Origin of the sequence: Enterobacter sp. KBR-315C3_2022, assembly GCF_041399425.1 — a bacterium.
Classification (GTDB): domain Bacteria; phylum Pseudomonadota; class Gammaproteobacteria; order Enterobacterales; family Enterobacteriaceae; genus Enterobacter.
On sequence record NZ_JBGKEB010000001.1, the window covers coordinates 216,804 to 243,140 of the forward strand.

Below are 26,337 nucleotides of genomic sequence, written 5' to 3' on the forward strand. Positions count from 1 at the left end.
TTCAGCGTTGTTAATAACCGTCAGATACGTTGTAAACTCCCGAGCCTGGCCAGATAAATTTGAGGAGCCTTTATGAATCCGACATTGTTACGCGTAACACAGCGCATCATCGACCGCTCGAAAAAGACCCGTTCTGCCTACCTCGCTCGTATCGAACAGGCAAAAAGCGACACCGTTCACCGCTCCCAGCTCGCCTGCGGCAACCTGGCCCACGGCTTTGCCGCCTGCCAGGCCGAAGATAAAGCCTCGCTGAAAAGCATGCTGCGTAACAATATCGCTATCATCACCTCCTATAACGACATGCTCTCCGCGCACCAGCCCTACGAGGTCTATCCGGACATCATCCGTAAGGCCCTGCACGGCGTGAATGCGGTAGGCCAGGTGGCGGGCGGCGTGCCAGCCATGTGCGACGGCGTCACCCAGGGGCAGGACGGCATGGAGCTCTCCCTGCTCAGCCGCGAAGTGATTGCCATGTCGGCCGCCGTTGGCCTCTCCCATAACATGTTCGACGGCGCGCTCTACCTCGGCGTGTGCGACAAAATTGTCCCGGGGCTGGCGATGGCGGCGCTGTCGTTTGGTCATCTGCCTGCGATCTTCGTGCCGTCCGGCCCGATGGCCAGCGGCCTGCCGAACAAAGAAAAAGTGCGCATTCGCCAGCTGTATGCCGAAGGCAAAGCGGACCGTCAGGCGCTGCTGGAAGCCGAAGCCGCGTCCTACCACGCGCCGGGAACCTGCACGTTCTACGGCACCGCCAACACCAACCAGATGGTGGTGGAATTTATGGGGATGCAGCTTCCCGGCTCGTCCTTCATTCAGCCGGATGCGCCGCTGCGCAAAGCGCTGACCGAGGCCGCCGCGCGTCAGGTCACTCGCCTGACCGGCAACGGCAACGAGTGGATGCCGCTGGGCAAAATGGTTGACGAAAAAGTTATCGTCAACGGCATCGTGGCGCTGCTGGCAACCGGCGGGTCGACCAACCACACCATGCACCTGGTGGCGATGGCGCGCGCGGCGGGCATTTTAATCAACTGGGATGACTTCTCCGACATCTCAGCCGTGGTGCCGCTGATGGCGCGCCTGTACCCGAACGGCCCGGCGGACATCAACCACTTCCAGGCCGCGGGCGGCGTGCCGGTGCTGATGCGCGAGCTGCTGAAGGGCGGCCTGCTGCACGAAGACGTGAACACCGTGGCCGGATTTGGCCTGCAGCGTTACACCCTTGAGCCGTGGCTGAACAACGGCGAGCTGGACTGGCGCGAAGGGGCTGAAGCGTCTCTGGATGCGCAGGTGATCGCCACCTTCGACAAGCCGTTCTCGCCTCACGGCGGCACGAAGGTGCTGAGCGGCAACCTGGGCCGCGCGGTCATGAAAACGTCCGCGGTGCCGGAAGAAAATCAAATCATCGAAGCCCCGGCCGTGGTATTCGAAAGCCAGCACGACGTCCTGCCTGCGTTTGACGCGGGCCTGCTGGATAAGGATTGCGTGGTGGTGGTGCGCCATCAGGGACCGAAAGCGAACGGCATGCCAGAATTACATAAACTTATGCCGCCGCTTGGTGTATTATTGGACCGCCGTTTCAAAATTGCGCTGGTCACCGACGGTCGCCTCTCTGGCGCATCCGGCAAAGTGCCTTCTGCGATCCACGTGACCCCGGAAGCGTATGACGGCGGCCTGTTGGCAAAGGTTCGCGACGGCGACATGATTCGCGTGAACGGCCAGACGGGCGAACTTACCCTGCTGGTTGATGACGCTGAGCTGGCTGCACGACAGCCGCATATTCCTGACCTGAGCGCGTCGCGCGTGGGCACCGGACGCGAAATGTTCAGTGCGCTGCGTGAGAAGCTGTCCGGCGCGGAGCAGGGCGCAACCTGTATGACGTTTTAAGACGACGTGATTTAATCGATCTGGCGAGAGAAGACTCTGATGAAAAACTGGAAAACAAGTGCAGAAGCAATCCTGACCACTGGCCCTGTCGTGCCGGTTATCGTGGTGAACAAACTGGAGCACGCCGTTCCGATGGCGAAGGCGCTGGTTGCCGGCGGCGTGCGCGTGCTGGAAGTGACGCTGCGTACCGCCTGCGCGATGGACGCCATCCGCGCGATCGCCAAAGAAGTGCCGGACGCCATTATCGGGGCGGGTACCGTTCTGAACGCCCAGCAGCTGGCGGAAGTGACCGAAGCGGGCGCGCAGTTCGCAATCAGCCCGGGGCTGACCGAGCCGCTGCTGAAAGCGGCCACCGAAGGCACCATTCCCCTGATCCCGGGCATCAGCACCGTTTCTGAACTGATGCTTGGCATGGACTACGGTCTGAAAGAGTTCAAATTCTTCCCTGCGGAAGCGAACGGCGGCACTAAGGCGCTGCAGGCGATCGCGGGCCCGTTCTCTCAGGTGCGTTTCTGCCCGACCGGCGGTATCTCTCCGGCCAACTACCGCGACTACCTGGCGCTGAAAAGCGTGCTGTGCATCGGCGGCTCGTGGCTGGTTCCAGCGGATGCGCTGGAAGCCGGCGACTGGGACCGCATCACTAAGCTGGCTCGCGAAGCGGTTGAAGGCGCGAAGCAGTAAGCGACCTGACGCGTAAAAAAAACGGGCCAAACGGCCCGTTTTTTTATCCTGCGACCTTCACGGCTGCCGCGGCCGCTTTGGCTCTCGCCACCGCCTCGTCGACGTTTTCTCCCGTCGCGAGCGCCACGCCCAAACGGCGCGCGCCGTCAATCTCCGGCTTGCCGAACAGGCGCAGCTGCAATCCTGCGCCGACGGCGCCGTCAACGCCATCAAACGTGACGTTCTGGCTGGTCAGCTGCGGCAGGATCACCGCCGATGCGGCGGGACCATACTGGCGGATGCCGCCAACGGACAGGCCGAGGAAGGCGCGCACGTGCAGGGCGAACTCGGAGAGATCCTGCGAAATCAGCGTTACCATCCCGGTATCGTGCGGGCGAGGGGAGACCTCGCTGAAAATCACCTCGTCGCCGCAGACGAACAGCTCAACGCCGAACAGGCCGTAGCCGCCGAGCGCCAGCACGGTCTTGCGTGCAATCTCCTGCGCGCGCTCCAGCGCCAGATCGCTCATCCGCTGCGGCTGCCAGGACTCACGGTAGTCGCCGTCTTCCTGACGGTGGCCGACAGGCTGGCAGAAGTGGACGCCGTCGACGGCGCTGACGGTCAGCAGGGTGATTTCGAAGTCAAACTTCACCACGCCTTCAACAATTACGCGTCCCGCTCCGGCGCGGCCCCCCTGCTGGGCATAGTCCCAGGCGCTGTCCAGCTGGGTCACATCGCGAATAAAGCTCTGCCCCTTTCCGGACGAACTCATGACCGGCTTTATGATGCACGGGTAGCCAATTTCGCTGACCGCCTGCACAAACTCGTCTTTATCTCCGGCGAAACGATAGCGGGGGGTCGGCAGCGCCAGCTCTTCCGCCGCCAGGCGGCGTATGCCCTCGCGGTTCATGGTGAGCTTCGCGGCTTTGGCGGTGGGCACCACGCGCTGGCCTTCCTGCTCAAGCGCCACCAGCGTGTCGGTGGCAATCGCTTCGATTTCCGGCACGACGTAATCAGGCTTCTCCCGAGCGATCAGCGCGCGCAGGGCGTCACCGTCGAGCATGTTAACAACGTGCGAGCGGTGGGCGACGTGCATGGCGGGCGCGTCGGCATAGCGGTCTACGGCAATCACCTCAACGCCTAAGCGCTGGCACTCGATGGCGACCTCTTTCCCCAGTTCACCCGATCCTAACAGCATGACGCGCGTGGCGGCAGGGCGCAGCGCGGTTCCTAAACGAGTCATAGCATCCCCCTAAAAAAGTTGCGCGCAGTATAAACGAAAACGTTTGCGTCTGTCTCGGCCGCGCAGAGGTAATGGCGAAACGAAATTTGCGCTTCTTTAGCGCAGCCAGACATTTCCTGACGTCCGCTCGCATAGGCTGTGATCGTTAATCACCGTTAAGCGAGGGAAATCATGTCAGGCTGGTTGAATCAATTGCAATCGATGTTGGGCCAGAAAGCGTCATCTTCCGGCGAGCAGGGGCTAAGCAAGCTGCTGGTGCCCGGCGCGCTTGGCGGGCTGGCGGGGCTGCTGGTGGCCAATAAATCATCGCGCAAGCTGCTGGCGAAGTACGGCACCGGCGCGCTGCTGGCGGGCGGAGGAGCCATTGCCGGCTCGGTGCTGTGGAACAAGTACAAAGACAAGGTGCGTACCGCGCATCAGGGCGAGCCTGATTACGGCGAACATACCTCGCCGCTGGATCTGCGCACCGAGAGGCTTATCCTCGCGCTGGTCTTCGCGGCCAAAAGCGACGGGCACATTGACGACAAGGAGCGGGCCGCCATCGAACAGCAGATGCGCGAAGCGGGCGTTGAGGAGCAGGGCAGAGCGCTGGTGGCGAAGGCCATCGAGCAGCCGCTCGATCCCCAGCGCCTGGCGCAGAGCGTCAAAAACGAAGAGGAGGCGCTTGAGCTCTATTTCCTGAGCTGCGCCGCCATCGACGTCGATCACTTTATGGAGCGCAGCTACCTCAGCGCGCTGGGGGATGCGCTGAAGATCCCGCAGGACGTCCGCGAAGGCATCGAAAAAGATATTCAGGCGCAAAAGCAGGCGATACAGGGGTAACGACAGCGGTGGTGGTCACGTTTCGCTTGCATCATGCGCGTGTTTTGCCAACCTTATAGGGTGTGAAACTGACAAGTAAATCGCTATGCCACCGAAAGCCCGACGTACTCCCTACGCCATCACCACCCACGGCGATACGCGCATCGACAACTATTACTGGCTGCGGGACGACACCCGCTCGCAGCCGGACGTGCTCGACTATCTACACGCCGAGAACGACTATGGCCGTAAGGTCATGGCCAGCCAGCAGGCGCTGCAGGACGCGCTTCTGGCCGAGATGGTGCAGCGCATTCCCCAGCGCGACATCTCCGCGCCGTGGACCAAAAACGGCTACCGCTACCGCAATATCTACGAGCCGGGCAACGAGTATCCCATCTATCAGCGCCAGTCGGTGCTAAGCGCGGAGTGGGACGCGTGGGATCTGCTGCTGGACGCCAATAAGCGCGCCGCCCACAGCGAGTTCTATACCCTGGGAGGGATGTCGATCTCCCCGGATAACGCAATCATGGCGCTGGCCGAAGACTATCTCTCCCGCAGGCAGTACGGCCTGCGCTTTCGCAATCTGGAAACGGGAAACTGGTATCCGGAAATGCTCGACAACGTTTCTCCGGACTTTGTCTGGGGTAATGATTCGGAAACCGTCTACTACGTCAAAAAGCATGCCTCCACGCTGCTGCCTTACCAGGTCTGGCGACACACGGTGGGAAGCGCGTCCGCGCAGGACGAGCTGGTGTATGAGGAGAAGGACGAGACGTTTTACGTCAGTCTGCATAAAACCTCGTCGCGCCACTACGTCATTATTCACCTCGCCAGCGCGACGACCTCTGAAGTGCTGCTGCTGGACGCCGAGCTGCCGGACGCGCAGCCGCTCTGCTTCCTGCCGCGTCGTAAGGACCACGAGTACAGCCTCGACCACTTCCAGCACAGCTTTTACCTGCGCTCTAACCGCGAGGGCAAAAACTTTGGCCTGTACAAAACCAAGGTGCGCGACGAGCGCAAGTGGGAGGTGCTCATTCCCGCGCGCGAGCAGGTGATGCTCGAAGGCTTTACGCTGTTTACCGACTGGCTGGTGGTGGAGGAGCGCCAGCGCGGGCTCACCAGCATCCGGCAGATCAACCGCAAAACGCGCGAGGTGGTGGGGATCGCCTTTGACGATCCGGCGTACGTGACGTGGATCGGCTTTAACCCCGAGCCGGAGTCATCCCGCCTGCGCTACGGCTACTCTTCAATGACCACTCCGGACACGCTGTTTGAGCTTGATATGGACACCGGGCAGCGCCAGGTGATCAAGCAGGCCGAGATCGGCGGCTTCGATTCCGAACTGTACCGCAGCGAGCACCTGTGGGTGATTGCCCGCGACGGCGTGGAAGTGCCGGTATCGCTCGTGTACCGCAAGGACTGTTTCCTGAAGGGAAAAAATCCGATCCTCGTTTACGGATACGGTTCCTACGGCTCCAGCATCGATGCCGACTTCAGCAGCAGCCGCTTAAGCCTGCTCGACCGCGGGTTCGTCTACGCCATTGCCCACATTCGCGGCGGCGGCGAGCTGGGGCAGCACTGGTACGAAGACGGCAAATTCCTGAGAAAGAAAAACACCTTTAACGATTATCTCGACGTCTGCGACGCGCTGATTGACCAGGGCTATGGCGATCCGTCGCTCTGCTTCGGCATGGGCGGCAGCGCCGGCGGCATGCTGATGGGGGCGGCAATCAACCAGCGCCCCGATCGCTTCAAGGGCGTTATCGCCCAGGTGCCGTTTGTGGACGTGGTGACCACGATGCTCGACGAGTCGATTCCGCTGACCACGGGCGAGTTTGAAGAGTGGGGGAATCCGCAGGACGAAACCTATTACCGCTACATGAAAGAGTACAGCCCTTACGACAACGTTGAGGCCAAAGCCTATCCGCATCTGCTGGTGACGACCGGGCTGCACGATTCGCAGGTGCAGTATTGGGAGCCGGCAAAATGGGTCGCAAAGCTCCGCGAGCTGAAGACCGACGATAATTTGCTGCTGCTGTGTACCGATATGGACTCAGGGCACGGCGGGAAATCCGGGCGGTTTAAATCCTACGAGGGCGTGGCGCTGGAGTATGCGTTTCTGATTGGCCTGGCGCAGGAGACGCTGCCAGGCCGCAGGGAAGGTCAGGCTTCGCCCAAATAGTGCTTAAGGGTCAGGCGCAGCTCCGGGCTCATCTTGTCGAGGTTGTTGTACAGCCAGCGCAGGTAGCCCGGATCTTTGTCCGCCACTTCCGCCACCGGTTTGCCGCGATATTTGCCGAAGGGGAAGGTGGTCATCAGCGCGGGACGGCCGGTAATCGTCGCCATATCATCCGGCGTCCAGCCGGACGCGTTCATGATATCAATCAGCAGCGCGGCGGTGATGTAGCAGTCGTACAGCGCCCGGTGATGATGTAAACCTTCCGGCGTGCGCACGCTCAGCTTGCGGGATTTATAGAGCGCCATATTGCTGTATTTGATCCCCGGCCACAGGCGGCGGGCCAGCTTCATGGTGCAGATCCATTCGCCCGGCATCTCTGGCAGCACGCGGCGGTCAAAGCTGGCGTTATGCGCGACGTACCACGGGCTGCCGTAATAGTGGGGAATCACCTCTTCAATCCACGGTTTATCCGCCACCATTGATTCGGTGATGCGGTGAATCGCCATCGCCTGCGGGCTGATCGGACGATCCGGGCGGACCAGATGACTCATTGGGTTGACTATTTTTCCGTCGATAACGTCGACAGAAGCCACTTCCACTATTCCGCCCTGAAGATCGCAGGTTTCGGTATCGATGACGCGCAGCATTGATCGCTCCTGACCATAAAACGTTTAGCCTAAAGGAATGATATCGCCTTGCCAACCCCGTCGGCTCAACGAACCGGTTAACAGCAGCTCGCCTTTGTCCGCGCGAACGATCAGCTGGCCTTTTTCATCCCACAGGGCGCTGCCGCTGCGCGCATTCGCCATCAGCACGGCAATGGCGTATTTATGCGCAAAGCGTTGCAGCATGCCGATCGACTGGCGCCAGCTATTGTCGCCGACCGCCTGGCTGCTGGTGAACAGCGTGGCCTGCGGATCGAGGTCCGGCTCGTCTGAATGCGGGTCAATCATGGTGAGCTGTTTGTCCCCCGGAATCAGGCTCGCGCCGCTGCCCTGCGGATAGCGCAGAATGGCCTCGCGCTTGGGGGAGAAGAGGGTGAGACCTTTATAGCGTTGACCCTGACGGTCGATGGTGATACCGGCGATGAGCGTGATGCGATGCTCTCTGGCGGCGGCCAGCAGAGGGGCAAGCTGACGGTCGTCCGGCGGCGCGGGGAGATAGGCCGTCGCGGGCCCCGTCAGCGAAAGCTCGGGGAATACCAGTAAATCACACTGCTGGCGGGCGGCTTCGATGATAAACCGAAGATGGTGTTCTACATGTTCCTCAACGTGATGATGCTGCGCTGCGTATTGGGCAGCGGCAATATTCCATCGTGACATCGTGATTTCCTTATGCACAGAGTCGCAGAATTTAAGAATACACCTAAATTAATAAGGGTTTTCTAATCCTGCCATATTCCGTGTAAGGAAGTGTAACGTCTCGTTAAGCTTATTTAACTTTCGGCTCGTAGGGGAGGCGCGACAGGTTAACCGAGGCGAGGCGGTGCGCGATGAGGCGCTCGCGGAACCAGTCGCGCAGGTGCGCAGGCTGTTCACGCTCAACCACTTCCGCCACGACAGGCATGTTGTAACGCTCTTTGAAGGCAACGCCTGCGGCGGCGAGATCCACATTCACTTTATCCATTTCGTCCTGAGGAAGGGCGGCCAGATTGATCTTCATTTCCTTCTCCTTTTTATGCGGCGGCAACGTTACCGCGATTGCACGACGATGACAAGCGGGGCAGGATGATCCTCGACTCGGCTATTATACAGAGTTATTCTTGACCATACAGGCATAACAAAAAGGAATGATTATGATGGGCTTATCCGCTTACCGCGCGGTTTGCGCGCTCGTTTTTTTGGCTTCCGCCGCGGTCGCGCCGTCCGTCTGGGCGCATGCGCATCTGAAGCAGCCTACGCCGGCCGCAAACAGCGTGGTTAACGCCCCGCAGCGCATTACGCTGGCGTTTTCTGAAGGCGTGGAGCCGGGCTTCAGCGGCGTCGTCATCACCAACGCCCAGCAGCAGGTCATTAAGACCGGCGCGGTAAAACGCGATGAGCAGGACAAAGCTCTGCTCATTGTCCCGCTTGAGCACGCGCTGGCGGCTGGAACCTATCAGGTCGACTGGCACGTGGTCTCCGTTGACGGCCACAAAACCAAAGGCAGCTACAGCTTCAGCGTGAAATAACATGCTGGCGCTTTGCTATGTCGCGCTGCGCTTTGTTCACTTTGGCGCATTAATGCTTTTCTTCGGCAACGCGCTGTACAGCGCCTGGCTCGCACCTTCTTCGCTGCATCGCCTGATGACGCGCCGCTTCCAGACGCAGCAAAAGATCGCCGCGCTGGTGAGCCTGGCGAGCGCGCTAGCCATGTTTGCCGTACAGGGCGGATTAATGGGCAACGGCTGGGGCGACGTGCTGCGTCCAGAGATCTGGCGCATCGTGCTTGGAACGCAGTTTGGCAGCGTCTGGCTGTGGCAGATTATTCTGGCCCTGATTACCGCCTGCGCGGCGTGGCTCGCGCCCGTGAAAGGATCGCGCCTGCTGCTGCTCGCCGCGGGGCAATTTATGCTGCTGGCCGGGGTCGGGCACGCGACCATGCACGAGGGGCTGGCGGGGGCCGCGCAGCGCCTGAACCATGCCGTTCACCTGATTTGCGCCGCCGCGTGGCTGGGGGGATTACTCCCGCTGCTGTTTTGCATGCGGCTGGCGAAGGGGCGCTGGCAGAGCGCGGCTATCTATACCATGATGCGCTTTTCCCGCGTGGGGCATTACGCCGTGGCGGGCGTGCTGCTCACCGGCATCTTCAACGCGCTCTTTATCCTCGGGTTTAGCGCGCCCTGGCGCACCGAATACGGCCAGCTGCTGTTGTTCAAATGTGCGCTGGTGGCGATGATGGTAGCAATTGCGCTGGCGAATCGGTATTTTCTGGTGCCTCGCTTTCGTCCGGACGCCGGACGGGCACAGCGGATTTTTATCAGGATGACACAGGCAGAGGTGGCGCTCGGCGCGGCTGTGCTGGCAGCGGTCAGCCTGTTTGCGACCTGGGAACCCTTCTGACAAGGTTTAATTATGAAAAAGACACTGCTTTCCCTTTTACTGTTAACCTGCGCGGGAAGCGCGCTGGCCGCGCCGCAGGTAATCACCGTCAGCCGTTTTGAAGTGGGTAAAGACAAATGGGCGTTTAACCGCGAAGAGGTGATGCTCACCTGCCGTCCGGGCCACGCGCTGTACGCGATTAACCCCAGCACCCTGGTGCAGTATCCGTTAAACGACATCGCAGAACAGCAGGTCGCCAGCGGCAAAAGCAACGGGCAGCCAATCAGCGTGATTCAGATTGACGATCCGGCAAGTCCCGGTCAGAAGATGAGCCTGGCCCCGTTCATCGAGCGTGCCGATAAGCTCTGCTAGCCTTCTGGTTTCCAATAAAAAACCGCAGTCGCTTGTGAAGGCGCTGCGGTTTTTTGTTTTTGTTGATGCTCTTACGCCTTTTTTCAGCACACTTTTACTGTGGACTGGAAAACCTGGCGTCGTCATCTATTCTTAAAGGGCAAGGCGATTGAGCCTGCATTAATGCCAACTTTTAGCGCACGGCTCTCTCCCAAGAGCCATTTCCCTGGACCGAATACAGGAATCGTATTCGGTCTCTTTTTATCTGTTTGAAAGTAAACGGTTAAATCCAATAACCGCTTTCCACAGAAGCCCGGCGTCCTGCACGGCTGTTTAAACCATATCACACTACGGCGGGCGAAAGTCCAGCCCTTTTTAACAGTTTTGTTAAATTTTTGTATCTGATTGGCAAAAGCGGCGAGGCGCTTAAAAACGCGACGTCACGGACGCTTCAATCTCATCAAGCAGCTCGAAGCGGCGGCGGTATTCGGCACGTTTTTTACTGGCGATCTCCTCAAGCGATTTACGCTCAAGCTGCGGCGGCAGCTGCCAGCAGAACGGCGACAGCTTTTTGCCTTCAAGAGAGTCCCAGAACTCGTCATAGCTGGCGTGGAAATGACGGCCCTTGCTCAGGCGGTAGCGCAGCGCGCGGAACACGTGGCCCTCATCGCCGACGGCGAAAATGGCGCTGATGTGAGACTGCGCCGCCAGCTGATAGACCACCTCCAGCAGAATGCGCTTGGGGAATAACCCGTGGCACGCGCGCGTTGCCTGCTTGATGGTATCCCGGGAGACGTCGCGACGAGGGCCCTGCAGGCCGCCCACGATCAGGGCAGACTGGCCGTTTCGGCGGGTGACGGTAAACGTCAGGCTGGCAAGCAGCGTGTTTTCGCTGTCGTGCAGCCAGAGCGTGCTTTCACCTTCACGCTCCGCCTTGCGGGCGGACGACGCGGTGACGCTAAAGCGGGCGTCGTTTTTCGCATGAAAATGCACAATCGGCTGTTCTTCCGGGCTCGTCAGGGCCTGCGCCAGAGAAGCGTTCTTCAGGCTGTCGATCCAGCAGTAGTGGCTGACGATAGCTTCCGCACGGTCGCGGGCGGTCATGCCGCGCATCAGATATTGGCGATGCGTTTTGCTCGGCAGCGTGATTTGGGAGGCCAGCAGTCGATCAAAGTCACTCCGGCTGGATAACGCGTCCAGCATGCGGTGGGTGGATGACCAGAAGATAAGCGTGCGTAGTAAGAATTTCAGGCGATAATCGCGCTTCTGCCAGATTGGGCCCGGCACGCGCTGTCCTTTTACCAGCTCAGAAATGATATTTGTGCGCGGGGCATATAATGCTTCGCTTTCTAATTGTGTGTTTGACACGTCAGGTCTCCTCCCTATTTTCACCGCTATTCTAATTGCGCCGCAAATGAGGGGTAATAGGTCTGGCGGCTTTATTCTCGCTTGGTTTACCCTTCGTTGGGATTTGTGAAGTTAAGTATTATCCGATGCGTGCTAATAATAACGCTAACCCACACGGGAGGCGTTATGGACCTGAATCCTGATGGCGGACAATGGCGTCATCTCTGGTGTGTAAGCGATGTTCACGGCTGCCATCCGTGGCTGATGGACGAACGGGCTCGCCGAAAGTTTAATTCAGAAGCAGACCTGCTTATTTCTACGGGAGAAATAATCATTCTCGGCAAAACAGCATTAAATGCCAGCGGCTTTTGCAGATTAAAGAGTTCGCGCCGTCCGCGGTAATCACGAAAATGGCGTTAAACAGCCTTGAACATTATGATTTTTCGCGTTGGATCCTGAACGGCGGTATTTGATTTTCTGTGCTGAGCGGCGACGAACGAAAAAAGAGAGGGTGTTACAGTAATAAATAACCCGCCTTCGGGCGGGTTCTCTTTGGGTCAGGCCAGACGCAGGACCCAGGCATCGGTTTTACTGTCGTAATGCTCGCGGTAAAGAACAGAGTGTTCGCCATCAAGAATTGCCGGGACGCTGGTATCGGCATCCCAGGCATCCAGCTGCATGCACAAATCCGGGTCGGATTTGCAGGGAATACTTAACGTTCGATCGCCCTGAGCTTCGCCGCGCAGTTCTGCGTCGTCGATCTCAAAAGCGCCAATCCGCACGCTGGTTTTCGTCATAATGCTCTCCGGGTTTGGGAAAAATCTGGTACGACCAGTATGGTCGCCCATTTTTTAGCGTAGACAAGGAGAGCAATATCGCCAGTAAAAAAGTGCGTTTTTTTACGCCGTACGATCGTTACCGGTAAACAGTTTGCCGTCGCGCACCAGCTCGCGCGGGTAGCTATTTTTCAGCCTTGAGCCGACTTTCTTCGCCAGTCCAAGGGGATGTCCCTGATAGGTCACGATAACCTCATCCTGCTGCGGCGCATGGTCAGGATAAACGTCCCGCCCGCGATACCACTCTTCCGCCTCCTGGTGGGTGAGGGCGAACGTATTATCGCTCCCTGCAAGGGCAATAACGGCCTCATGCTGCCAGCGATAGCCTTTGTTATGTACCTCCGCTAGCCGAATGCCCAGGCGCGAGAAGCGCACCTTGCCGATCAGCGGCTCAACGTTGGCCGGGAAAAGCCAAATCTCTTTGTCACGCGACCAGAGGTGCAGGCTATCGTCCCAGACCAGCCCGACCCTGCTGGCGGCGTCTTCGACCTGCGCCGCTTCCCGGCCTTTTAGCGGTACAAACGGGAATTTACCAACCTTATAGCCGGGCGCCGGCAGCGCGGGAACCGCGTGGGTTTTGCGCATGCGCGCAACAAAGAAGCCTTCGCAGTCATAGATTTGTGGGAAGACGTGAAGGAATCCTTCAGGTGTGACGGCCTCTTTTGCTGAGGTAAAAAGCTCGCTCAGCGGCAGAAACTCAACGGCATCGGGATACTGCGCCTTCAGCCACAGGCACACCGCTTCGTTCTCGTCGCGGTTAAGCGTACAGGTTGAGTAGACCAGCGTGCCGCCGGGCTTCAGGGCGTGGAACGCGCTGTCAATCAGCTCGCGCTGCGTAGAGGCGATCTCCAGATTGCTTGCAACCGACCAGTTCTTCAGCGCGTCCGGATCTTTACGCACCACGCCTTCACCCGAGCAGGGGGCATCCAGCAGAATGGCGTCAAACGCTTCCGGCAGCGCCGCGCCAAACACGCGGCCGTCGAAGTGGGTGAGGGCGACGTTGTGAATGCCGCAGCGGCTGATGTTAGCATGCAGAACCTTAACGCGGCTGGCGGAAAATTCGTTGGCGAGGATCGCACCGCGGTTGCCCATTCTGGCCGCGATTTGCGTCGTTTTCGAGCCCGGCGCGGCGGCAACGTCCATCACCCGCTCGGGCGCGGCGCCATCGGCGAACAGCGCCGTGACCGGCAGCATCGAGCTGGCTTCCTGAATATAAAACAGGCCGCTCAGGTGTTCGGCCGTGCTGCCCAGCGGCAGCGTATCCTCGTCGTCACGCTCGATCCAGAACCCCTCTTCGCACCACGGCACGGGCGCGAGCTACCAGCCGTAGGGCGACACCAGGTTCAGGAAATCATCGACGCTGATTTTTAAGGTGTTCACGCGGATGCTGCGGCGCAGCGGGCGCTGGCAGGCCGCGACAAAATCGTCGAAGGAGAGATGAGCGGGAAGCGCCTCGCGCATCTGCGCCAGGAATTGTTCAGGAAGAAATACGGAGTTTTGAGCCACGGGCACACCACAGGGAAAAATTCAGGTGCGCAGTGTAGCATAAAGGCTCCGGCGCGTTGACACCGGAGCCTTGCTGATTAGCGCGGCAGGGCGGTTCCCCACTCGCGCCACTCTTTCGGCTCGCTTTCCAGCAGCAGGAAGTGTTTGCCCGGCTGCGCCTTAGGTGCCAGCGGCGTGCCCGGCGGGGTAGCAAACGCGATCCCGCCGCGAATGAACTGGTTGAAGGTACCGGTTTTCACCACGCCGCCCGTCAGGCCGAAGTCCAGCGAATACCCGGAGGCCAGCCAGAACACCGAGTTATTGCGCACCAGATGCTGATAGCGCTGGCTGATGCGCATGCCCACCATCACGCGGTCGGACAGCGTGCCGAGCGTCAGGCCGGTGACCGTACCCACTTCGATGCCGCGGAACAGAACCGGCGTGCCGATATTCAGCGAACCGGCTTCCGGAACTTCCACCACGATGCTCAGGCCGTCAAGGTAGCGCGAGTCGGTAATGGTCGCTTCCTGCAGCTCAAAGTCGCGGCGGGCGTTGCCGCGCCCCGGCTCGACGTTGATGTACGGCTGCAGAATGGTATCGAGGTGCTCAACGCCCGCCGCGGAAATTTGCGGCGTAACGACCGAGAAGCGGGTGCCGTTGCGGGCAAACGTCTGGACGTATTCCGGGTAGAGCACGGCGGTGGCCTGCACTTCATTACGCGCGGTCAGCAGCGTCAGCTTCTGGATCTGACCGATATCGATGCCGAGATAGCGGATTGGCATGCCCTCAGCCAGCTTGCCCGCGTCAAACGCGTGGAGCGTAATCTGCCCGCCCACGGCGCGCGCAGCGGTTTCGGAAGAGTAGAGGATGCGCTTGTCGCCCTTACGGATGTTAGCGCCCGCGCCGCTCAGGTTATCGAAGCTGATTGCGCCGCGCAGGGCGCGGGAAAGCGGCGACGCCTGCACCGTTAAGCCGCTGCCGTTGAGCTGGACTTTCGCTCCGCCTTCCGCCCAGAACACGCTGTTTGGCGTGAGCAGCTTGCGGTACTCGGGCTTGATGTGCAGCTCAATATCGAACGCATCGGCGCGCGGGCGAACGACGATCACCTCGCCGACCTCAAACTTACGGTAGAGCACGACGGAGCCCGCCTGCACGTCCGGCAGGGTTTCGGCGCTGAGCGTGAGCGTGGTGGTCGGCATGTCGCTCATGCTGTTTTCAATCGCTTTATCGAGATTGGCGTAAAGCGGGTAGTTCTCCCGCATGGCGCCTTTATCGCCGGGCAGGATGCGAATACCGCCGTTCACCCATTCGCTGGCGCTGGCACCGAGGAACTCAACGCCGTCTAAGCCTACCTTCACGTCAACGCGGCTGTTGACCACGAATTTGGCATCGCCGTGAATCAGGTCCCGATACGTCGGATCGATGGCAACCGAGAAGTTGACTCCTTTTTCGGTCAGCTCGCGCTCAAGAACTTGTCCAACCTGAACGCCGTGTAAAATCAGCGGCTGGCCGGCTTCGATGCCGTAGCTTTCCGGGGCGTTAAGCGCCAGCGTCAGCACGCCGGGCTTTTGCAGCAGGGCTTTATCCGCCGGAGCAATGGTGAAGCTATTGCTCGGCTGGCCTTCGCCCGGAATTAACTCGAACGTGTTGCCGGTCAGCAGCGTGCTGAGGCTGGCATCGTTCAGCGACAGTTTCGGGCTGCGCATCTCAATGCGGGTTTTATCGCGCAGGAGATCGACAACGCTCGGGTCGACGGTCATTTCACCGGTCACGGATCCGCCCGGGTTGAGCGTCATTTTGGTTAACTGGCCGACCTGCAACCCTTGATACATCAGCGGGGTGGAGCCTGCTTTTAGCCCTTTGGCATCGGGAAGGGCCAGCTTGACGATCACGCCGCGCTGGCTGTGCGCCAGGTCGGCATACAGCCCGAACGTATCGTCGGCGGTAGCGGGGTTAGAGTTTTCCGGGGAGTCGAAGGCAATCGCGCCGTTAACCAGCGCGGCCAGGCTCTCAAGCTTCACTTTCGCGCCGCTCAGGCTCAGGTCCGCATCCACGCCGGAGACGTTCCAGAAGCGGCTGCCTTTCTTCACCAGGTTAGTAAACCGGCGCTCAATCAGCACGTCGATGGTGACGCCCTGTTTGTTCGGGTTAATGGCGTAGTCATAGACGCGCCCGACGGGAATTTTGCGGAAGTAGACCAGCGAACCGCTGTTCAGCGAGCCCAGATCGGGTGCCTGCAGATGGATCATCAAATCCCCGTTGTTCAGGCGATACTTCGGCTGGGTATCCAGCGCAACGAAATGATCCTGCGGCTCGCCTTTGCCCGGCATCATCCCGATGTAGTTACCGCCCACCAGCGCGTCCAGGCCGGAAACCCCGGCGAGAGACGCTTTTGGCGTCACCAGCCAGAACTGCGTTTCGCTGCGCAGCGCGTCCTTCATGTCGGATTTTATGCTGGCGCGGACCTGAATTTTATTCAGCCCCTTGCCGAGCGAAATATCCTGAACGGTACCGACCTCAACGCCCTGGAAGCGCACGGGCGTGCGTCCGGCGACGATCCCGTCAGCGGACTGGAAATCAATGGTGATGGTGTTTCCGCGATCCTCGTAGCTCGTCCAGATCAGCCAGCCAGCAATCATCAACGCGATGACGGGCAGCAGCCAGAAAGGTGAAATGCGGCGTTTTGTTTTAATTCTCGCTTCAGTCGGCGAAGCGGGCGTTTCCTGACTCATGTGCGTCCCAAAGTAAGCGGCTGTCAAGCCATTCAACTGCAAGAATAGTCAATATCACCGCTGAGCCGAAATAAAAAGCCGCGGGTCCCATAGTAAAGGCAAGTAGCTGATCGCGATTGATGAGCGACATCATCAACGAAATCACAAACAAATCCAACATCGACCAGCGACCTATCCAGGTGACAAATCGCAGGAGCAGAATGCGCGTTCTCAGTCCTTGCTCGCACTTAAAGTGAATGCTGATGAGCAACGTAAACATAACGATGACCTTGGTGAACGGCACCAGAATACTGGCGATGAACACAATCGCCGCCACGCCAACGTTGCTGTGAGCGAGGGAGATGATCCCCGAGAGTATAGTGTCTTCCTGGCGTCCACCGTTGACATAAATAATAGAAATCGGCAGCAGGTTGGCCGGGATCAGGAACACCAGCGAGGCAATCAGCGCGGCCCAGCATTTTTGCAGGCTGTTGTTGCGTCTGCACAGCAGCGGGATATGGCAGCGCGGGCAGCGTCCGCGCGCGTCGGGCAGGCCGGTGTAATGGCAGCCCAGGCAGACGCGGAGATTTTCATCCGGCCGGGTGGCGGGGCGCTGCGGGTAAAAGCGTTCCCAGAGCTGCTCAATGTTCAGGTGGATAAGCGTGAGAATGCTGAGCAAAACGAGCGAGATAAAGGCGAACAGTCCGATGCCGGGCTGTAAAAACGCGTAGTCCTGCACCTTGATGGAAGCAACGCCGACGCCGACCAGATAAATATCCAGCATCACCCACTCTTTGAGCTTCTCAAGCATCAGCAGGACGGGGCGCAGGTTCATACCCAGAATATTGCCAAACCAGAGGTAAGCGATAGCGGCAACCAGCACCAGCGGCGCGCCAACGGTGCAGAAAAGCACCATTGCGCCGGTCAGCGGATCGCCCTGGCGCGTCATCTGCCAGATCCCCTGCAGGACGTTGGCGTCGATGCGCTGGCCAAGCAGATGCAGCTTAAGCAGCGGCTCGCTCCAGGCAAAGGGCATCAGCAGCAGCATCGCCATGGCCATCGCCGCGAGACGGGTTAAGGACCAGTCGCGCCCGTCGCGGATTTTGGCGTCGCAGCGGGGGCAATAGGCGCTTTGATGCGATTTCATTTTTGGCAGCATAAAAAGCGTATCGCATTGCGGACAACGCTGATAATGTGCACGAGGCAACGCTTCGCTGACCGTGTGAACGGTAATTTTCTTTGCCGGCGTAAATCTGGGTGTTTTTAAGGCCATCGGTTGCACGAAGAAATGTATTGTTGATAGTTATAATAACTCATGAACGGATTCATCTTGAGCATGAGCGCATTTAATGCTTATTTTAATAGGCTGTGCGAAAAATTTGTAAGATAACTAAATGGTTTAAGAATGAGCAAAACAGAATTTTACGCGGATCTCAACCGCGATTTTAAGGCATTAATGGCAGGTGAAACCAGTTTCTTAGCGACTCTGGCTAATACCAGCGCGCTACTGTTTGAACGTCTTTCTGAGGTTAACTGGGCTGGCTTTTATCTTCTTGAAGGTGAAACGCTGGTGCTCGGACCGTTCCAGGGCAAAATTGCCTGCGTGCGCATTCCGGTTGGTCGCGGAGTATGTGGTACCGCGGTGTCAACGAAACAGGTTCAGCGCGTTGAAGATGTGCATGCGTTCGACGGGCACATTGCCTGCGATGCGGCCAGTAACTCTGAAATCGTACTGCCGCTGGTGGTTAAAAATCAGATTATTGGCGTTCTGGACATCGACAGTATCGCATACGGCCGCTTTAGCGCCGAGGATGAGCAGGGCCTGCGCGAGCTGGTGGCGAATCTGGAGACGGTGCTCGAAGCTACCGATTATCAAAAATTCTTTGCGAGCGTCGCAGGATAATCAACGGATAACGTAGCATTTACGGATGACGTCATTATAATGTCGCCTGTTCATGCCTGCGCGAGTTGGCAACGTCCGTTGTAATCAGGAAATTTCATGGAAAATCAACCTAAGTTGAATAGCAGTAAAGAAGTTATCGCATTTCTGGCAGAGCGTTTCCCACAGTGCTTCAGCGCTGAGGGTGAAGCGCGTCCCCTGAAGGTCGGTATTTTTCAGGATCTGGTAGCGCGCGTTGAGGGTGAGATGAATCTCAGCAAAACTCAGCTCCGCTCTGCTTTACGTCTTTACACTTCGAGCTGGCGTTACCTTTACGGTATTAAACCGGGCGCAACGCGTGTCGATCTTGATGGCAACCCGTGCGGTGAGCTGGATGAACAGCACGTAGAGCATGCCCGCAAGCAGCTTGAAGAAGCCAAAGCGCGCGTTCAGGCACAGCGTGCTGAACAGCAGGCGAAAAAACGCGAAGCCGCAGCGGCAAACGGCGAAGAAGCGCCGCGTCGTGAACGTAAACCGCGTCCTGCTCCGCGCCGTAATGAAAATAACGATCGTAAACCGCGTGCTGACAAACCGGCAAAAGCCCCGCGTGCGCCGCGTGAAGAACAGCAGCATACGCCTGTCTCTGACATCAACGCGCTGAACGTAGGTCAGGCGCTGAAGGTCAAAGCCGGTAACAATGCGATGGACGCCACCGTTATGGAAATCACCAAAGATGGCGTTCGTGTACAGCTGACTTCTGGTATGTCAATGATTGTACGCGCAGAACACTTGTTGTTCTGAAACGGAGGCCAAGCCTGGCATGAACACTTTTTTTAAGCTCACCGCGCTGGCTGGCCTGTTTGCTATAACAGGTCATGCTTTCGCTGTGGACGATATTACGCGTGCCGATCAGCTTCCGGTGTTAAAGGAAGAGACTCAGCACGCGACGGTGAGTGAGCGCGTGACGTCGCGCTTTACTCGTTCGCACTATCGTCAGTTCGATCTTGATCAGGCCTTTTCGGCCAAAATTTTCGACCGCTATCTGAACCTGCTGGATTACAGCCATAACGTGCTGTTGGCCAGCGACGTCGAACAGTTTGCCAAACGCAAAACCGAAGTGGGTGATGAGCTGCGCTCCGGCAAGCTTGACCTGTTCTATGACCTCTATAACCTGTCGCAAAAGCGCCGCTTCGAACGTTATCAATACGCGCTGAAAGTGCTGGAACGTCCAATGGACTTCACCGGCAACGACAATTTCAACCTGGACCGCAGCAAAGCGCCTTGGCCGAAAGACGAAGCCGAGCTGAACGCGCTGTGGGACGGGAAAGTCAAATACGACGAGCTCAGCCTGAAGCTGGCGGGGAAAGACGAAAAAGAAATTCGTGAAACCCTCAATCGTCGTTACAAGTTTGCCATTCGCCGTCTGGCGCAAACCAACAGCGAAGACGTGTTCTCCCTGGCGATGACCGCGTTCGCGCACGAAATCGACCCGCACACGAACTATCTGTCTCCGCGTAACACCGAGCAGTTCAATACTGAAATGAGCCTGTCTCTGGAAGGTATCGGCGCGGTGCTGCAAATGGACGACGATTACACCGTTATTAACTCGATGGTCGCCGGTGGCCCGGCCGCGAAAAGCAAAGCGATCAGCGTGGGTGACCGTATTGTCGGCGTCGGCCAAACCGGCAAGGGCATGGTCGACGTGATCGGCTGGCGTCTTGATGACGTGGTCGCGCTGATCAAAGGCCCGAAAGGCAGCAAGGTGCGCCTTGAGATCCTGCCTGCCGGCAAGGGCACTAAAACCCGTATCGTTACCCTGACCCGTGAACGTATCCGTCTGGAAGATCGTGCGGTGAAAATGTCGGTGAAAACCGTGGGTAAAGAGAAGGTTGGGGTCCTGGATATTCCTGGCTTCTACGTCGGCCTGACGGACGATGTGAAAGTACAGCTGCAGAAGCTTGAAAAGCAAAATGTCAGCAGCGTTATCATCGATCTGCGCACCAACGGCGGCGGGGCGTTAACCGAAGCGGTTTCCCTTTCTGGCCTGTTTATTCCGTCTGGACCGGTGGTTCAGGTGCGGGACAATAACGGTAAGGTGCGTGAGGATGCGGACACCGACGGCGTGGTGTACTACAAAGGTCCGCTGGTGGTCTTAGTGGATCGCTTCAGTGCGTCTGCCTCTGAAATCTTTGCCGCGGCCATGCAGGATTACGGACGCGCGCTGATCGTCGGTGAGCCGACGTTCGGCAAAGGTACCGTTCAGCAGTATCGTTCGCTGAATCGTATTTACGACCAGATGCTGCGCCCGGAATGGCCTGCGTTGGGTTCAGTACAGTACACCATTCAGAAGTTCTACCGCGTGAACGGCGGCAGTACCCAGCGTAAAGGCGTGACGCCGGACATTCTGATGCCAACGGGCACGGAAGAGACCGAAACGGGCGAGAAGTTTGAAGACAACGCGCTGCCGTGGGATAGCATCAACGCCGCGACGTTCGTGAAGTCCGGTGATATGACGCCGTTTGGTCCTGAGCTGATGAAGGACCATAACGAGCGTATCGCTAAAGATCCTGAGTTCCAGTACATCATGAAGGACATTGCTCGCTTCAATGCCCTGAAGGATAAGCGGAATATTGTTTCTCTGAACTACGCGCAGCGTGAGAAAGAGAACAATGAGGACGACGCGACGCGCCTGGCACGAGTCAACGATCGCTTCAAGCGCGAAGGTAAACCGCTGCTTAAGAAACTGGACGATCTTCCAAAAGATTACCAGGAGCCGGATCCTTACCTCGACGAAACGGTACATATCGCACTCGATTTGGCCCATCTGGAAAAAGATAAGCCCGCCGTGCAGCCCGCACCGGCAAAATAATCCCCCAACAGGCACAAGAAATTGTGCCTGTTTTTTTATTTCTGCATCGTCCCGTCAGTCCATGTTTCAATTGTGTAAAGTTGTGTCTTTCTGGTGACTTACGCCCCCTGAATCCTTGAAAATAGCCGTAATACCCATACGATGTGGGTAATCGCATAGTGCGTTTTGTTAAACAGAGGTTAAAAGAATATTATGATGCGAATCGCGCTCTTCCTGCTCACCAACCTGGCGGTTATGGTGGTCTTCGGGCTCGTGCTAAGCCTGACAGGAATACAGTCGAGCAGCGTTCAGGGCCTGCTGATTATGGCGCTGCTGTTTGGTTTTGGCGGATCCTTCATTTCCCTGCTGATGTCAAAGTGGATGGCCCTGAAGTCCGTTGGCGGTGAGGTGATTGAACAGCCGCGTAACGATATGGAGCGCTGGCTGATGAATACGGTCGCCCAGCAGTCCAAACAGGCTGGAATCGCTATGCCGCAGGTGGCGATTTACCATGCGCCGGATATTAACGCCTTTGCAACGGGTGCCCGTCGCGATGCGTCTCTGGTGGCAGTGAGCACCGGGCTGCTGCAGAACATGAGCCGTGACGAAGCTGAGGCCGTTATCGCCCATGAAATCAGCCATATTGCCAACGGTGACATGGTGACCATGACCCTGATTCAGGGCGTGGTGAACACCTTCGTTATTTTCATCTCGCGTATTCTGGCGCAGATTGCGGCAGGCTTTATGGGCGGCAACCGTGATGAGGGCGAAGAGAGCAACGGTAACCCGCTGATCTATTTTGCGGTGTCGATGGTGCTTGAGCTGGTGTTCGGCATTCTGGCCAGCATCATCACTATGTGGTTCTCCCGTCACCGTGAGTTCCACGCGGATGCGGGCTCTGCGAAGCTTGTCGGCCGTGAGAAGATGATTGCGGCGCTCCAGCGTCTTAAAACCAGCTACGAGCCGCAGGAAGCGAACAGCATGATGGCGTTCTGCATCAACGGTAAATCAAAGTCGCTGAGCGAGCTGTTCATGTCCCACCCGCCGCTGGATAAGCGTATCGAAGCGCTGCGCAGCGGTGAGTATTTGAAGTAACCGTAAACGTAAAGCAAGCCGGGCGACTGCCCGGCTTTTTTATGCCTGCCACAATCCCTCTGCTACAGCACGCTCCTGCACGTTATGTCGCAGATTTCTAACGAAGTCCGCGCAGACTGATTGCGGCTGAGTCCGCTTGAAATTATAATAAAAAATCGTTCTGATTTTTATAAAACACTCTCCATGAGGTGATAAATGGCAATTGCAGATTTGGATAAGCAGCCAGATTCTGTTTCTTCCGTGCTGAAGGTGTTTGGCATCTTACAGGCGCTCGGAGAAGAGCGTGAAATTGGTATTACAGAGTTATCACAGCGTGTGATGATGTCGAAAAGCACCGTTTATCGCTTTTTGCAAACCATGAAGTCGTTAGGCTATGTCGCCCAGGAAGGAGAGTCCGAAAAGTATTCCCTGACGTTAAAACTGTTCGAATTAGGCGCTCGCGCGTTGCAGAACGTGGATCTGGTTCGCAGCGCAGACATTCAGATGCGTGAGCTTTCTCGCCTGACGAAAGAGACCATTCACCTCGGCGCGCTGGACGAAGACAGCATTGTCTACATCCACAAAATCGACTCGATGTACAACCTGCGCATGTACTCACGCATTGGTCGCCGCAACCCGCTGTACAGCACCGCCATCGGTAAAGTGCTGCTGGCGTGGCGCGATCGTGAGGAAGTGAAGCAGATCCTCGAGGGCGTTGAGTATAAGCGCAGCACCGGGCGCACGATCACAACCACTGACGAGCTGTTAACGGTTCTCGATCAGGTCCGTGAGCAGGGCTATGGCGAAGACAACGAAGAGCAGGAAGAGGGGCTGCGCTGCATCGGCGTACCGGTGTTCGACAGGTTTGGCGTGGTGATTGCCGGCCTGAGCATCTCCTTCCCGACGCTGCGCTTCTCGGAAGAGCGTTTGCATGAGTACGTTGCCATGCTGCACACCGCCGCGCGCAAAATCTCGGAGCAGATGGGCTATAACGACTATCCGTTCTAAGCGCTGACGGACATAAAAAACGCCGCATTAATTGCGGCGTTTTTTATGCGTCTGGCTGGCAGAATTAGCCGTTATCATTCACAACGGATGTTTTACGCAGCACCGGGCAGTTGGTTAACCCGATGATGCCGCTGTCCGAATGAATATACTGCGCGGTGCTGATACCCTGCGCGGTCAAAAATTTGCACTGGATGCCTAAGCCTGCGGCATTTTCCGTGCTTCCCACAAGCACGCCATAGCCCGTTAACAGCAGGCCAATCCATAAAATAGCGACCGCGATAACGGCGCGAATGATTAAACGCATTATTGCCTCTTTCTCGTTGTTTTCATGCAGTAAGCGTAAAGCGTTTGATGCGGGAAACAAGTACATGATTCTGAAATGAGTCCGTTGGGTTACAGTTAGTTTCTGTTTAAGGTGACCGTGTTAACCTGGTCGCATCGGGTCATAAGACGGAGTGTGGAGTGAAAAAAATACGCTGGGTAGTTCTGATTATTGTGTTGATTGCATGCGTGATGCTGTGGACGCAAACGATCAACGTGATGTGCGATCAGGACGTACAATTCTTTAGCGGCGTTTGCGCAATTAACCAGTTTATTCCGTGGTAGCCAGCATTTTTTTTGCAGATGATTCTCTTCCTTCACGCCAGTGGTAAACTAGCCGTTTTTATTGAGGTGGTAAAATGGGTGAGTTAATCAATTCGGGGCTGCTGGGTCTGGCCTCCCTGGTCGTGTCGTTCGTTGTTCTGGTCGTTGGGCTGATCCTGTGGTTCTTTGTTAACCGCGCCAGTTCCCGTACGAATGAGCACATCGAGCTGCTGGAAGCGCTGCTCGATCAGCAAAAGCGTCAGACCGCTTTGCTTCGCCGTCTGTGTGAAGCGAACGAGCCGGAAGAGAAGGCTGAAGCTAAAGAGACAGTGACAGGCGGTGCAGAAGACGAAGACGATTTTATCCGCCTGGTGGCGGAGCGCTAATCTGTGTACTGCTGGAGGTGGCCGTGGTCTGGAAGAATCCCTGGTACGACCCCTCTCTGAAACATCATACCGCTGAGGGCTTTCGTAATACCGCGTCAGTCGGGCATCAGCCTGGCGACGTTGCACGGTGGCGCAAGGTACGTAAGGCCGCCGGGTTGCCAAATCCCCCCTCGCTGGGCTACGACGCGTTTCTTCAACGCTGGTGGCAGCCCGCAGCGCTTAATGATAACGCTGAGGACGGTGCATGGTGGCTAGGCCATGCCAGCGTGCTGCTGCGTATGGACGGCAACATTATCCTGACCGACCCGGTCTTCTCCCATCGCGCTTCCCCCGTGCCGTTTCTGGGGCCCCGGCGCAGAACGCCACCCTGCATCACCCCCGAGCGCTTACCGCATCTTGATGCGCTGGTCATTTCCCATAACCATTACGACCACCTCGATACCGCAACGGTGCGCCGACTCCTCAGGCGATTTCCCGACCTTACCGTTTTCGTCCCGCTTGGCCTGGCAGAGTGGTTTCGTCGTCGGGGAGCGAAAAATATCGTCGAGCTCGACTGGTGGCAAAGCATGACGTGGCAGGGGATGACCTTCACCGCCGTCCCGGCACAGCACTGGAGCATGCGCACGCCATGGGATCGTAATCGTTCCCTGTGGTGCGGCTGGGTATTTGAAGGGCGTCAGCGCCGCTTCTGGTTTAGCGGCGACACAGGGTATTCCCCCGAGCTGATGACCATTCCCGAGCGGCTGGGCAAGATAGGCGCCGCTGCGCTGCCGATTGGTGCATATGCACCGAGATGGTTCATGTCCGCACACCATATGGACCCGCAGAGCGCCGTGGCGCTATGGGAAGCCTTGGGCCATCCTCTGGCATTTCCCATCCACTGGGGCGTGTTCGAGCTGGGGGATGAGTCGCTTGATGAACCCGTAAATGAACTTACGCAGGCGCTGAAAGATTTAGCATCGGTTAAACATTCTTTCATGACACTGAAAATTGGCGAATATTTATCCTTGTAAATTACATGACATCCATCGCATATATTCTGTATTTGAAAACTTCAACGAGAAGTTTATTTTTATCGAAACGTTTTGCTTGCCTTTTTTTTGAGGCAGAGTCATAAAACTTTCATTATTTTAGTGCATAAGGGCTGTTATTAATCGCTGCTTTTTAATACAAATATTGCGTGTTTTATAGCGCACGGCTAACAGGCGCACATTTTCTTCGTATTGCAACTTTTACTGCATAACTTTTCACATTTTGTTCTAACTCAATCAGCGGATTAAAGAAACTTCTCATTTCGCCTGGACGGTTTGTAATGATTGAGCTATGGTAAAAATGTCTTAGATTACAGCGGTTGTGTATGCAACGGTTGGGCGGTCAGGGCTGGCAGCGTGAACCTATCCTGTGCGCATAAATGCGCAAAGTGGTACAGGGGAGTGCCAGAATTTGTGCGGCGGATCGAGACACGTTTAAAAATGGCTTGCCATATTTAACGTTGTATGTGATAACACGTTTTGGGTCAAACGAGGTACAGTTCTGTTTATGTGTGGCATTTTCAGTAAAGAAGTCCTGAGTAAACACGTTGTCGTTGAATACCGCTTCTATGCCGAACCTTATATTAGTGCCTCAAGCAGTAATGTCTCAGTTTTATCTAAGTTAATGCCTGCGGGCTAAGAAAACACTCTAAGGAATTTTGCAAATGGCAAAGATTAAAGGTCAAGTTAAGTGGTTCAACGAATCTAAAGGTTTTGGCTTCATTACTCCTGCTGACGGCAGCAAAGACGTGTTCGTACACTTCTCTGCAATCCAGGGTAACGGCTTCAAAACTCTGGCTGAAGGCCAGAACGTAGAGTTCGAAATTCAGGACGGCCAGAAAGGCCCTGCTGCAGTTAACGTAACTGCTATCTGATCGAATCGCTGCTGACTGAAGGGCGTAAGCGCTTCAATCTCAGACATAAAGCCTCGCTTAAGCGGGGCTTTTTTATGGCTGAATTTTTCAAAGTATGTCGAACGCCTCCCTCATTCGTACCTTGTTGCAAATGT

The 26,337-nt window shown here is 57.1% G+C and carries 26 protein-coding genes and 2 pseudogenes; 18 read left to right on the forward strand and 10 right to left on the reverse strand.

Annotation, left to right across the window (positions count from 1 at the left end; translation table 11 throughout):
* The first annotated feature begins 72 nt into the window (after window positions 1-72).
* Both edd and kdgA read left to right on the forward strand, forming a co-directional pair.
* The gene (gene edd / locus AB8804_RS01125; protein WP_371182156.1) at window positions 73-1,884 is read left to right on the forward strand and encodes a phosphogluconate dehydratase; all 1,812 of its coding nucleotides are present in this window, start codon (window positions 73-75) and stop codon (window positions 1,882-1,884) included.
* 39 nt (window positions 1,885-1,923) lie between these two features.
* A complete protein-coding gene (gene kdgA / locus AB8804_RS01130; RefSeq protein ID WP_014884307.1) occupies window positions 1,924-2,565 on the forward strand; it encodes a bifunctional 4-hydroxy-2-oxoglutarate aldolase/2-dehydro-3-deoxy-phosphogluconate aldolase in 642 nt (213 codons plus the stop codon).
* Between the two features lie 43 nt (window positions 2,566-2,608).
* On the opposite strand, the gene purT is transcribed toward kdgA, so the two are convergent.
* Entirely contained in the window at window positions 2,609-3,787 is a 1,179-nt protein-coding gene (gene purT, locus AB8804_RS01135; protein WP_371182160.1) for a formate-dependent phosphoribosylglycinamide formyltransferase, read from the reverse strand.
* Between the two features lie 171 nt (window positions 3,788-3,958).
* Here purT and AB8804_RS01140 point away from each other — a divergent pair, with 171 nt between their 5' ends.
* On the forward strand, window positions 3,959-4,609 hold the full coding sequence (locus AB8804_RS01140) for a tellurite resistance TerB family protein (protein WP_371182162.1): 651 nt from the start codon (window positions 3,959-3,961) through the stop codon (window positions 4,607-4,609).
* 85 nt (window positions 4,610-4,694) lie between these two features.
* A complete protein-coding gene (gene ptrB / locus AB8804_RS01145) occupies window positions 4,695-6,770 on the forward strand; it encodes an oligopeptidase B (protein WP_371182164.1) in 2,076 nt (691 codons plus the stop codon).
* Here the strand turns inward: ptrB and exoX are convergent.
* The 3 genes from exoX to AB8804_RS01160 all read right to left on the reverse strand — a co-directional run bounded on the left by exoX (window position 6,752) and on the right by AB8804_RS01160 (window position 8,429).
* Window positions 6,752-7,414 carry an exodeoxyribonuclease X gene (gene exoX, locus AB8804_RS01150; protein ID WP_371182166.1) on the reverse strand — a complete coding sequence of 221 codons (663 nt, stop codon included), beginning with the start codon at window positions 7,412-7,414 and terminating at the stop codon, window positions 6,752-6,754. The genes ptrB and exoX overlap by 19 nt on opposite strands.
* A 24-nt stretch (window positions 7,415-7,438) precedes the next feature.
* The gene (locus AB8804_RS01155) at window positions 7,439-8,089 is read right to left on the reverse strand and encodes a nitrilase-related carbon-nitrogen hydrolase (RefSeq protein ID WP_371182168.1); all 651 of its coding nucleotides are present in this window, start codon (window positions 8,087-8,089) and stop codon (window positions 7,439-7,441) included.
* Between the two features lie 109 nt (window positions 8,090-8,198).
* Window positions 8,199-8,429, reverse strand: a complete 231-nt coding sequence (locus AB8804_RS01160) for a DNA polymerase III subunit theta (RefSeq protein WP_008500465.1) — start codon at window positions 8,427-8,429, stop codon at window positions 8,199-8,201.
* A 136-nt stretch (window positions 8,430-8,565) separates the two neighbouring features.
* On the opposite strand from AB8804_RS01160, the gene yobA reads away from it, so the two are divergent.
* Genes yobA through AB8804_RS01175 form a run of 3 tightly spaced genes read left to right on the forward strand, consistent with a single transcriptional unit; the run spans window position 8,566 to window position 10,159 of the window.
* Window positions 8,566-8,937 (forward strand): CopC domain-containing protein YobA, encoded by a 372-nt coding sequence (gene yobA / locus AB8804_RS01165; protein ID WP_371182796.1) that lies wholly within the window; start codon window positions 8,566-8,568, stop codon window positions 8,935-8,937.
* Window position 8,938: 1 nt separating this feature from the next.
* Window positions 8,939-9,808 carry a copper homeostasis membrane protein CopD gene (gene copD, locus AB8804_RS01170; protein WP_371182170.1) on the forward strand — a complete coding sequence of 290 codons (870 nt, stop codon included), beginning with the start codon at window positions 8,939-8,941 and terminating at the stop codon, window positions 9,806-9,808.
* A gap of 9 nt (window positions 9,809-9,817) precedes the next feature.
* A complete protein-coding gene (locus AB8804_RS01175) occupies window positions 9,818-10,159 on the forward strand; it encodes a YebY family protein (RefSeq protein ID WP_371182798.1) in 342 nt (113 codons plus the stop codon).
* Between the two features lie 405 nt (window positions 10,160-10,564).
* Here AB8804_RS01175 and AB8804_RS01180 read toward each other — a convergent pair whose 3' ends face one another.
* Window positions 10,565-11,506, reverse strand: coding sequence for a VirK/YbjX family protein (locus AB8804_RS01180; protein ID WP_371182172.1), 942 nt, complete (start codon window positions 11,504-11,506; stop codon window positions 10,565-10,567).
* A 165-nt stretch (window positions 11,507-11,671) separates the two neighbouring features.
* Here AB8804_RS01180 and AB8804_RS01185 point away from each other — a divergent pair, with 165 nt between their 5' ends.
* Window positions 11,672-11,887: a hypothetical protein gene (locus tag AB8804_RS01185; RefSeq protein ID WP_371182174.1), complete on the forward strand. Its 216-nt coding sequence runs from the start codon at window positions 11,672-11,674 to the stop codon at window positions 11,885-11,887.
* Window positions 11,888-12,042: 155 nt separating this feature from the next.
* On the opposite strand, the gene AB8804_RS01190 is transcribed toward AB8804_RS01185, so the two are convergent.
* From AB8804_RS01190 to yebS, 4 genes and pseudogenes are all read right to left on the reverse strand, one after another.
* The gene (locus tag AB8804_RS01190; protein ID WP_006176013.1) at window positions 12,043-12,282 is read right to left on the reverse strand and encodes a YebV family protein; all 240 of its coding nucleotides are present in this window, start codon (window positions 12,280-12,282) and stop codon (window positions 12,043-12,045) included.
* Window positions 12,283-12,384: 102 nt separating this feature from the next.
* Window positions 12,385-13,827: pseudogene (gene rsmF, locus AB8804_RS01195) on the reverse strand (16S rRNA (cytosine(1407)-C(5))-methyltransferase RsmF).
* A 77-nt stretch (window positions 13,828-13,904) separates the two neighbouring features.
* A complete protein-coding gene (locus AB8804_RS01200; protein ID WP_371182176.1) occupies window positions 13,905-16,538 on the reverse strand; it encodes an MlaD family protein in 2,634 nt (877 codons plus the stop codon).
* Window positions 16,507-17,790 carry a membrane integrity lipid transport subunit YebS gene (gene yebS / locus AB8804_RS01205; RefSeq protein ID WP_371182178.1) on the reverse strand — a complete coding sequence of 428 codons (1,284 nt, stop codon included), beginning with the start codon at window positions 17,788-17,790 and terminating at the stop codon, window positions 16,507-16,509. The genes AB8804_RS01200 and yebS overlap by 32 nt, the downstream gene beginning before the upstream one ends.
* 132 nt (window positions 17,791-17,922) lie before the next feature.
* On the opposite strand from yebS, the gene AB8804_RS01210 reads away from it, so the two are divergent.
* The 5 genes from AB8804_RS01210 to kdgR all read left to right on the forward strand — a co-directional run bounded on the left by AB8804_RS01210 (window position 17,923) and on the right by kdgR (window position 23,326).
* Window positions 17,923-18,420, forward strand: coding sequence for a GAF domain-containing protein (locus AB8804_RS01210; RefSeq protein ID WP_371182180.1), 498 nt, complete (start codon window positions 17,923-17,925; stop codon window positions 18,418-18,420).
* A 96-nt stretch (window positions 18,421-18,516) separates the two neighbouring features.
* Complete coding sequence (proQ, locus tag AB8804_RS01215) at window positions 18,517-19,197, forward strand: RNA chaperone ProQ (protein WP_371182182.1); 681 nt, start codon at window positions 18,517-18,519, stop codon at window positions 19,195-19,197.
* A 19-nt stretch (window positions 19,198-19,216) separates the two neighbouring features.
* On the forward strand, window positions 19,217-21,265 hold the full coding sequence (prc, locus tag AB8804_RS01220) for a carboxy terminal-processing peptidase (RefSeq protein ID WP_371182184.1): 2,049 nt from the start codon (window positions 19,217-19,219) through the stop codon (window positions 21,263-21,265).
* A 192-nt stretch (window positions 21,266-21,457) separates the two neighbouring features.
* Complete coding sequence (gene htpX, locus AB8804_RS01225) at window positions 21,458-22,339, forward strand: protease HtpX (RefSeq protein WP_101737478.1); 882 nt, start codon at window positions 21,458-21,460, stop codon at window positions 22,337-22,339.
* A 195-nt stretch (window positions 22,340-22,534) separates the two neighbouring features.
* Window positions 22,535-23,326 (forward strand): DNA-binding transcriptional regulator KdgR, encoded by a 792-nt coding sequence (gene kdgR, locus AB8804_RS01230; RefSeq protein WP_371182185.1) that lies wholly within the window; start codon window positions 22,535-22,537, stop codon window positions 23,324-23,326.
* A 64-nt stretch (window positions 23,327-23,390) separates the two neighbouring features.
* Here the strand turns inward: kdgR and AB8804_RS01235 are convergent, their stop codons facing one another.
* The gene (locus tag AB8804_RS01235) at window positions 23,391-23,630 is read right to left on the reverse strand and encodes a YobH family protein (protein ID WP_371182187.1); all 240 of its coding nucleotides are present in this window, start codon (window positions 23,628-23,630) and stop codon (window positions 23,391-23,393) included.
* Between the two features lie 158 nt (window positions 23,631-23,788).
* Between AB8804_RS01235 and mgrB the strand changes: the two genes are divergently transcribed.
* The 5 genes and pseudogenes from mgrB to cspE all read left to right on the forward strand — a co-directional run bounded on the left by mgrB (window position 23,789) and on the right by cspE (window position 26,203).
* The gene (gene mgrB / locus AB8804_RS01240; RefSeq protein ID WP_371182189.1) at window positions 23,789-23,932 is read left to right on the forward strand and encodes a PhoP/PhoQ regulator MgrB; all 144 of its coding nucleotides are present in this window, start codon (window positions 23,789-23,791) and stop codon (window positions 23,930-23,932) included.
* Window positions 23,933-24,006: 74 nt separating this feature from the next.
* Window positions 24,007-24,297: a YebO family protein gene (locus tag AB8804_RS01245; protein ID WP_371182191.1), complete on the forward strand. Its 291-nt coding sequence runs from the start codon at window positions 24,007-24,009 to the stop codon at window positions 24,295-24,297.
* A gap of 23 nt (window positions 24,298-24,320) precedes the next feature.
* Complete coding sequence (locus AB8804_RS01250; protein WP_371182193.1) at window positions 24,321-25,310, forward strand: MBL fold metallo-hydrolase; 990 nt, start codon at window positions 24,321-24,323, stop codon at window positions 25,308-25,310.
* A 526-nt stretch (window positions 25,311-25,836) separates the two neighbouring features.
* A pseudogene (locus AB8804_RS01255) lies at window positions 25,837-25,981 on the forward strand (DUF2627 domain-containing protein).
* A 12-nt stretch (window positions 25,982-25,993) separates the two neighbouring features.
* Window positions 25,994-26,203, forward strand: a complete 210-nt coding sequence (cspE, locus tag AB8804_RS01260; RefSeq protein WP_001062678.1) for a transcription antiterminator/RNA stability regulator CspE — start codon at window positions 25,994-25,996, stop codon at window positions 26,201-26,203.
* Window positions 26,204-26,337: the final 134 nt, after the last annotated feature.

Coding starts and splice junctions, on each gene's coding strand:
- edd (WP_371182156.1), top strand. CDS start 73: ATGAATCCGACATTGTTACGCGTAACACAGCGCATCATCGACCGCTCG.
- kdgA (WP_014884307.1), top strand. CDS start 1,924: ATGAAAAACTGGAAAACAAGTGCAGAAGCAATCCTGACCACTGGCCCT.
- purT (WP_371182160.1), bottom strand. CDS start 3,787: ATGACTCGTTTAGGAACCGCGCTGCGCCCTGCCGCCACGCGCGTCATG.
- AB8804_RS01140 (WP_371182162.1), top strand. CDS start 3,959: ATGTCAGGCTGGTTGAATCAATTGCAATCGATGTTGGGCCAGAAAGCG.
- ptrB (WP_371182164.1), top strand. CDS start 4,695: ATGCCACCGAAAGCCCGACGTACTCCCTACGCCATCACCACCCACGGC.
- exoX (WP_371182166.1), bottom strand. CDS start 7,414: ATGCTGCGCGTCATCGATACCGAAACCTGCGATCTTCAGGGCGGAATA.
- AB8804_RS01155 (WP_371182168.1), bottom strand. CDS start 8,089: ATGTCACGATGGAATATTGCCGCTGCCCAATACGCAGCGCAGCATCAT.
- AB8804_RS01160 (WP_008500465.1), bottom strand. CDS start 8,429: ATGAAGATCAATCTGGCCGCCCTTCCTCAGGACGAAATGGATAAAGTG.
- yobA (WP_371182796.1), top strand. CDS start 8,566: ATGGGCTTATCCGCTTACCGCGCGGTTTGCGCGCTCGTTTTTTTGGCT.
- copD (WP_371182170.1), top strand. CDS start 8,939: ATGCTGGCGCTTTGCTATGTCGCGCTGCGCTTTGTTCACTTTGGCGCA.
- AB8804_RS01185 (WP_371182174.1), top strand. CDS start 11,672: ATGGACCTGAATCCTGATGGCGGACAATGGCGTCATCTCTGGTGTGTA.
- AB8804_RS01190 (WP_006176013.1), bottom strand. CDS start 12,282: ATGACGAAAACCAGCGTGCGGATTGGCGCTTTTGAGATCGACGACGCA.
- AB8804_RS01200 (WP_371182176.1), bottom strand. CDS start 16,538: ATGAGTCAGGAAACGCCCGCTTCGCCGACTGAAGCGAGAATTAAAACA.
- yebS (WP_371182178.1), bottom strand. CDS start 17,790: ATGGCCTTAAAAACACCCAGATTTACGCCGGCAAAGAAAATTACCGTT.
- AB8804_RS01210 (WP_371182180.1), top strand. CDS start 17,923: ATGAGCAAAACAGAATTTTACGCGGATCTCAACCGCGATTTTAAGGCA.
- proQ (WP_371182182.1), top strand. CDS start 18,517: ATGGAAAATCAACCTAAGTTGAATAGCAGTAAAGAAGTTATCGCATTT.
- prc (WP_371182184.1), top strand. CDS start 19,217: ATGAACACTTTTTTTAAGCTCACCGCGCTGGCTGGCCTGTTTGCTATA.
- htpX (WP_101737478.1), top strand. CDS start 21,458: ATGATGCGAATCGCGCTCTTCCTGCTCACCAACCTGGCGGTTATGGTG.
- kdgR (WP_371182185.1), top strand. CDS start 22,535: ATGGCAATTGCAGATTTGGATAAGCAGCCAGATTCTGTTTCTTCCGTG.
- AB8804_RS01235 (WP_371182187.1), bottom strand. CDS start 23,630: ATGCGTTTAATCATTCGCGCCGTTATCGCGGTCGCTATTTTATGGATT.
- AB8804_RS01245 (WP_371182191.1), top strand. CDS start 24,007: ATGGGTGAGTTAATCAATTCGGGGCTGCTGGGTCTGGCCTCCCTGGTC.
- cspE (WP_001062678.1), top strand. CDS start 25,994: ATGGCAAAGATTAAAGGTCAAGTTAAGTGGTTCAACGAATCTAAAGGT.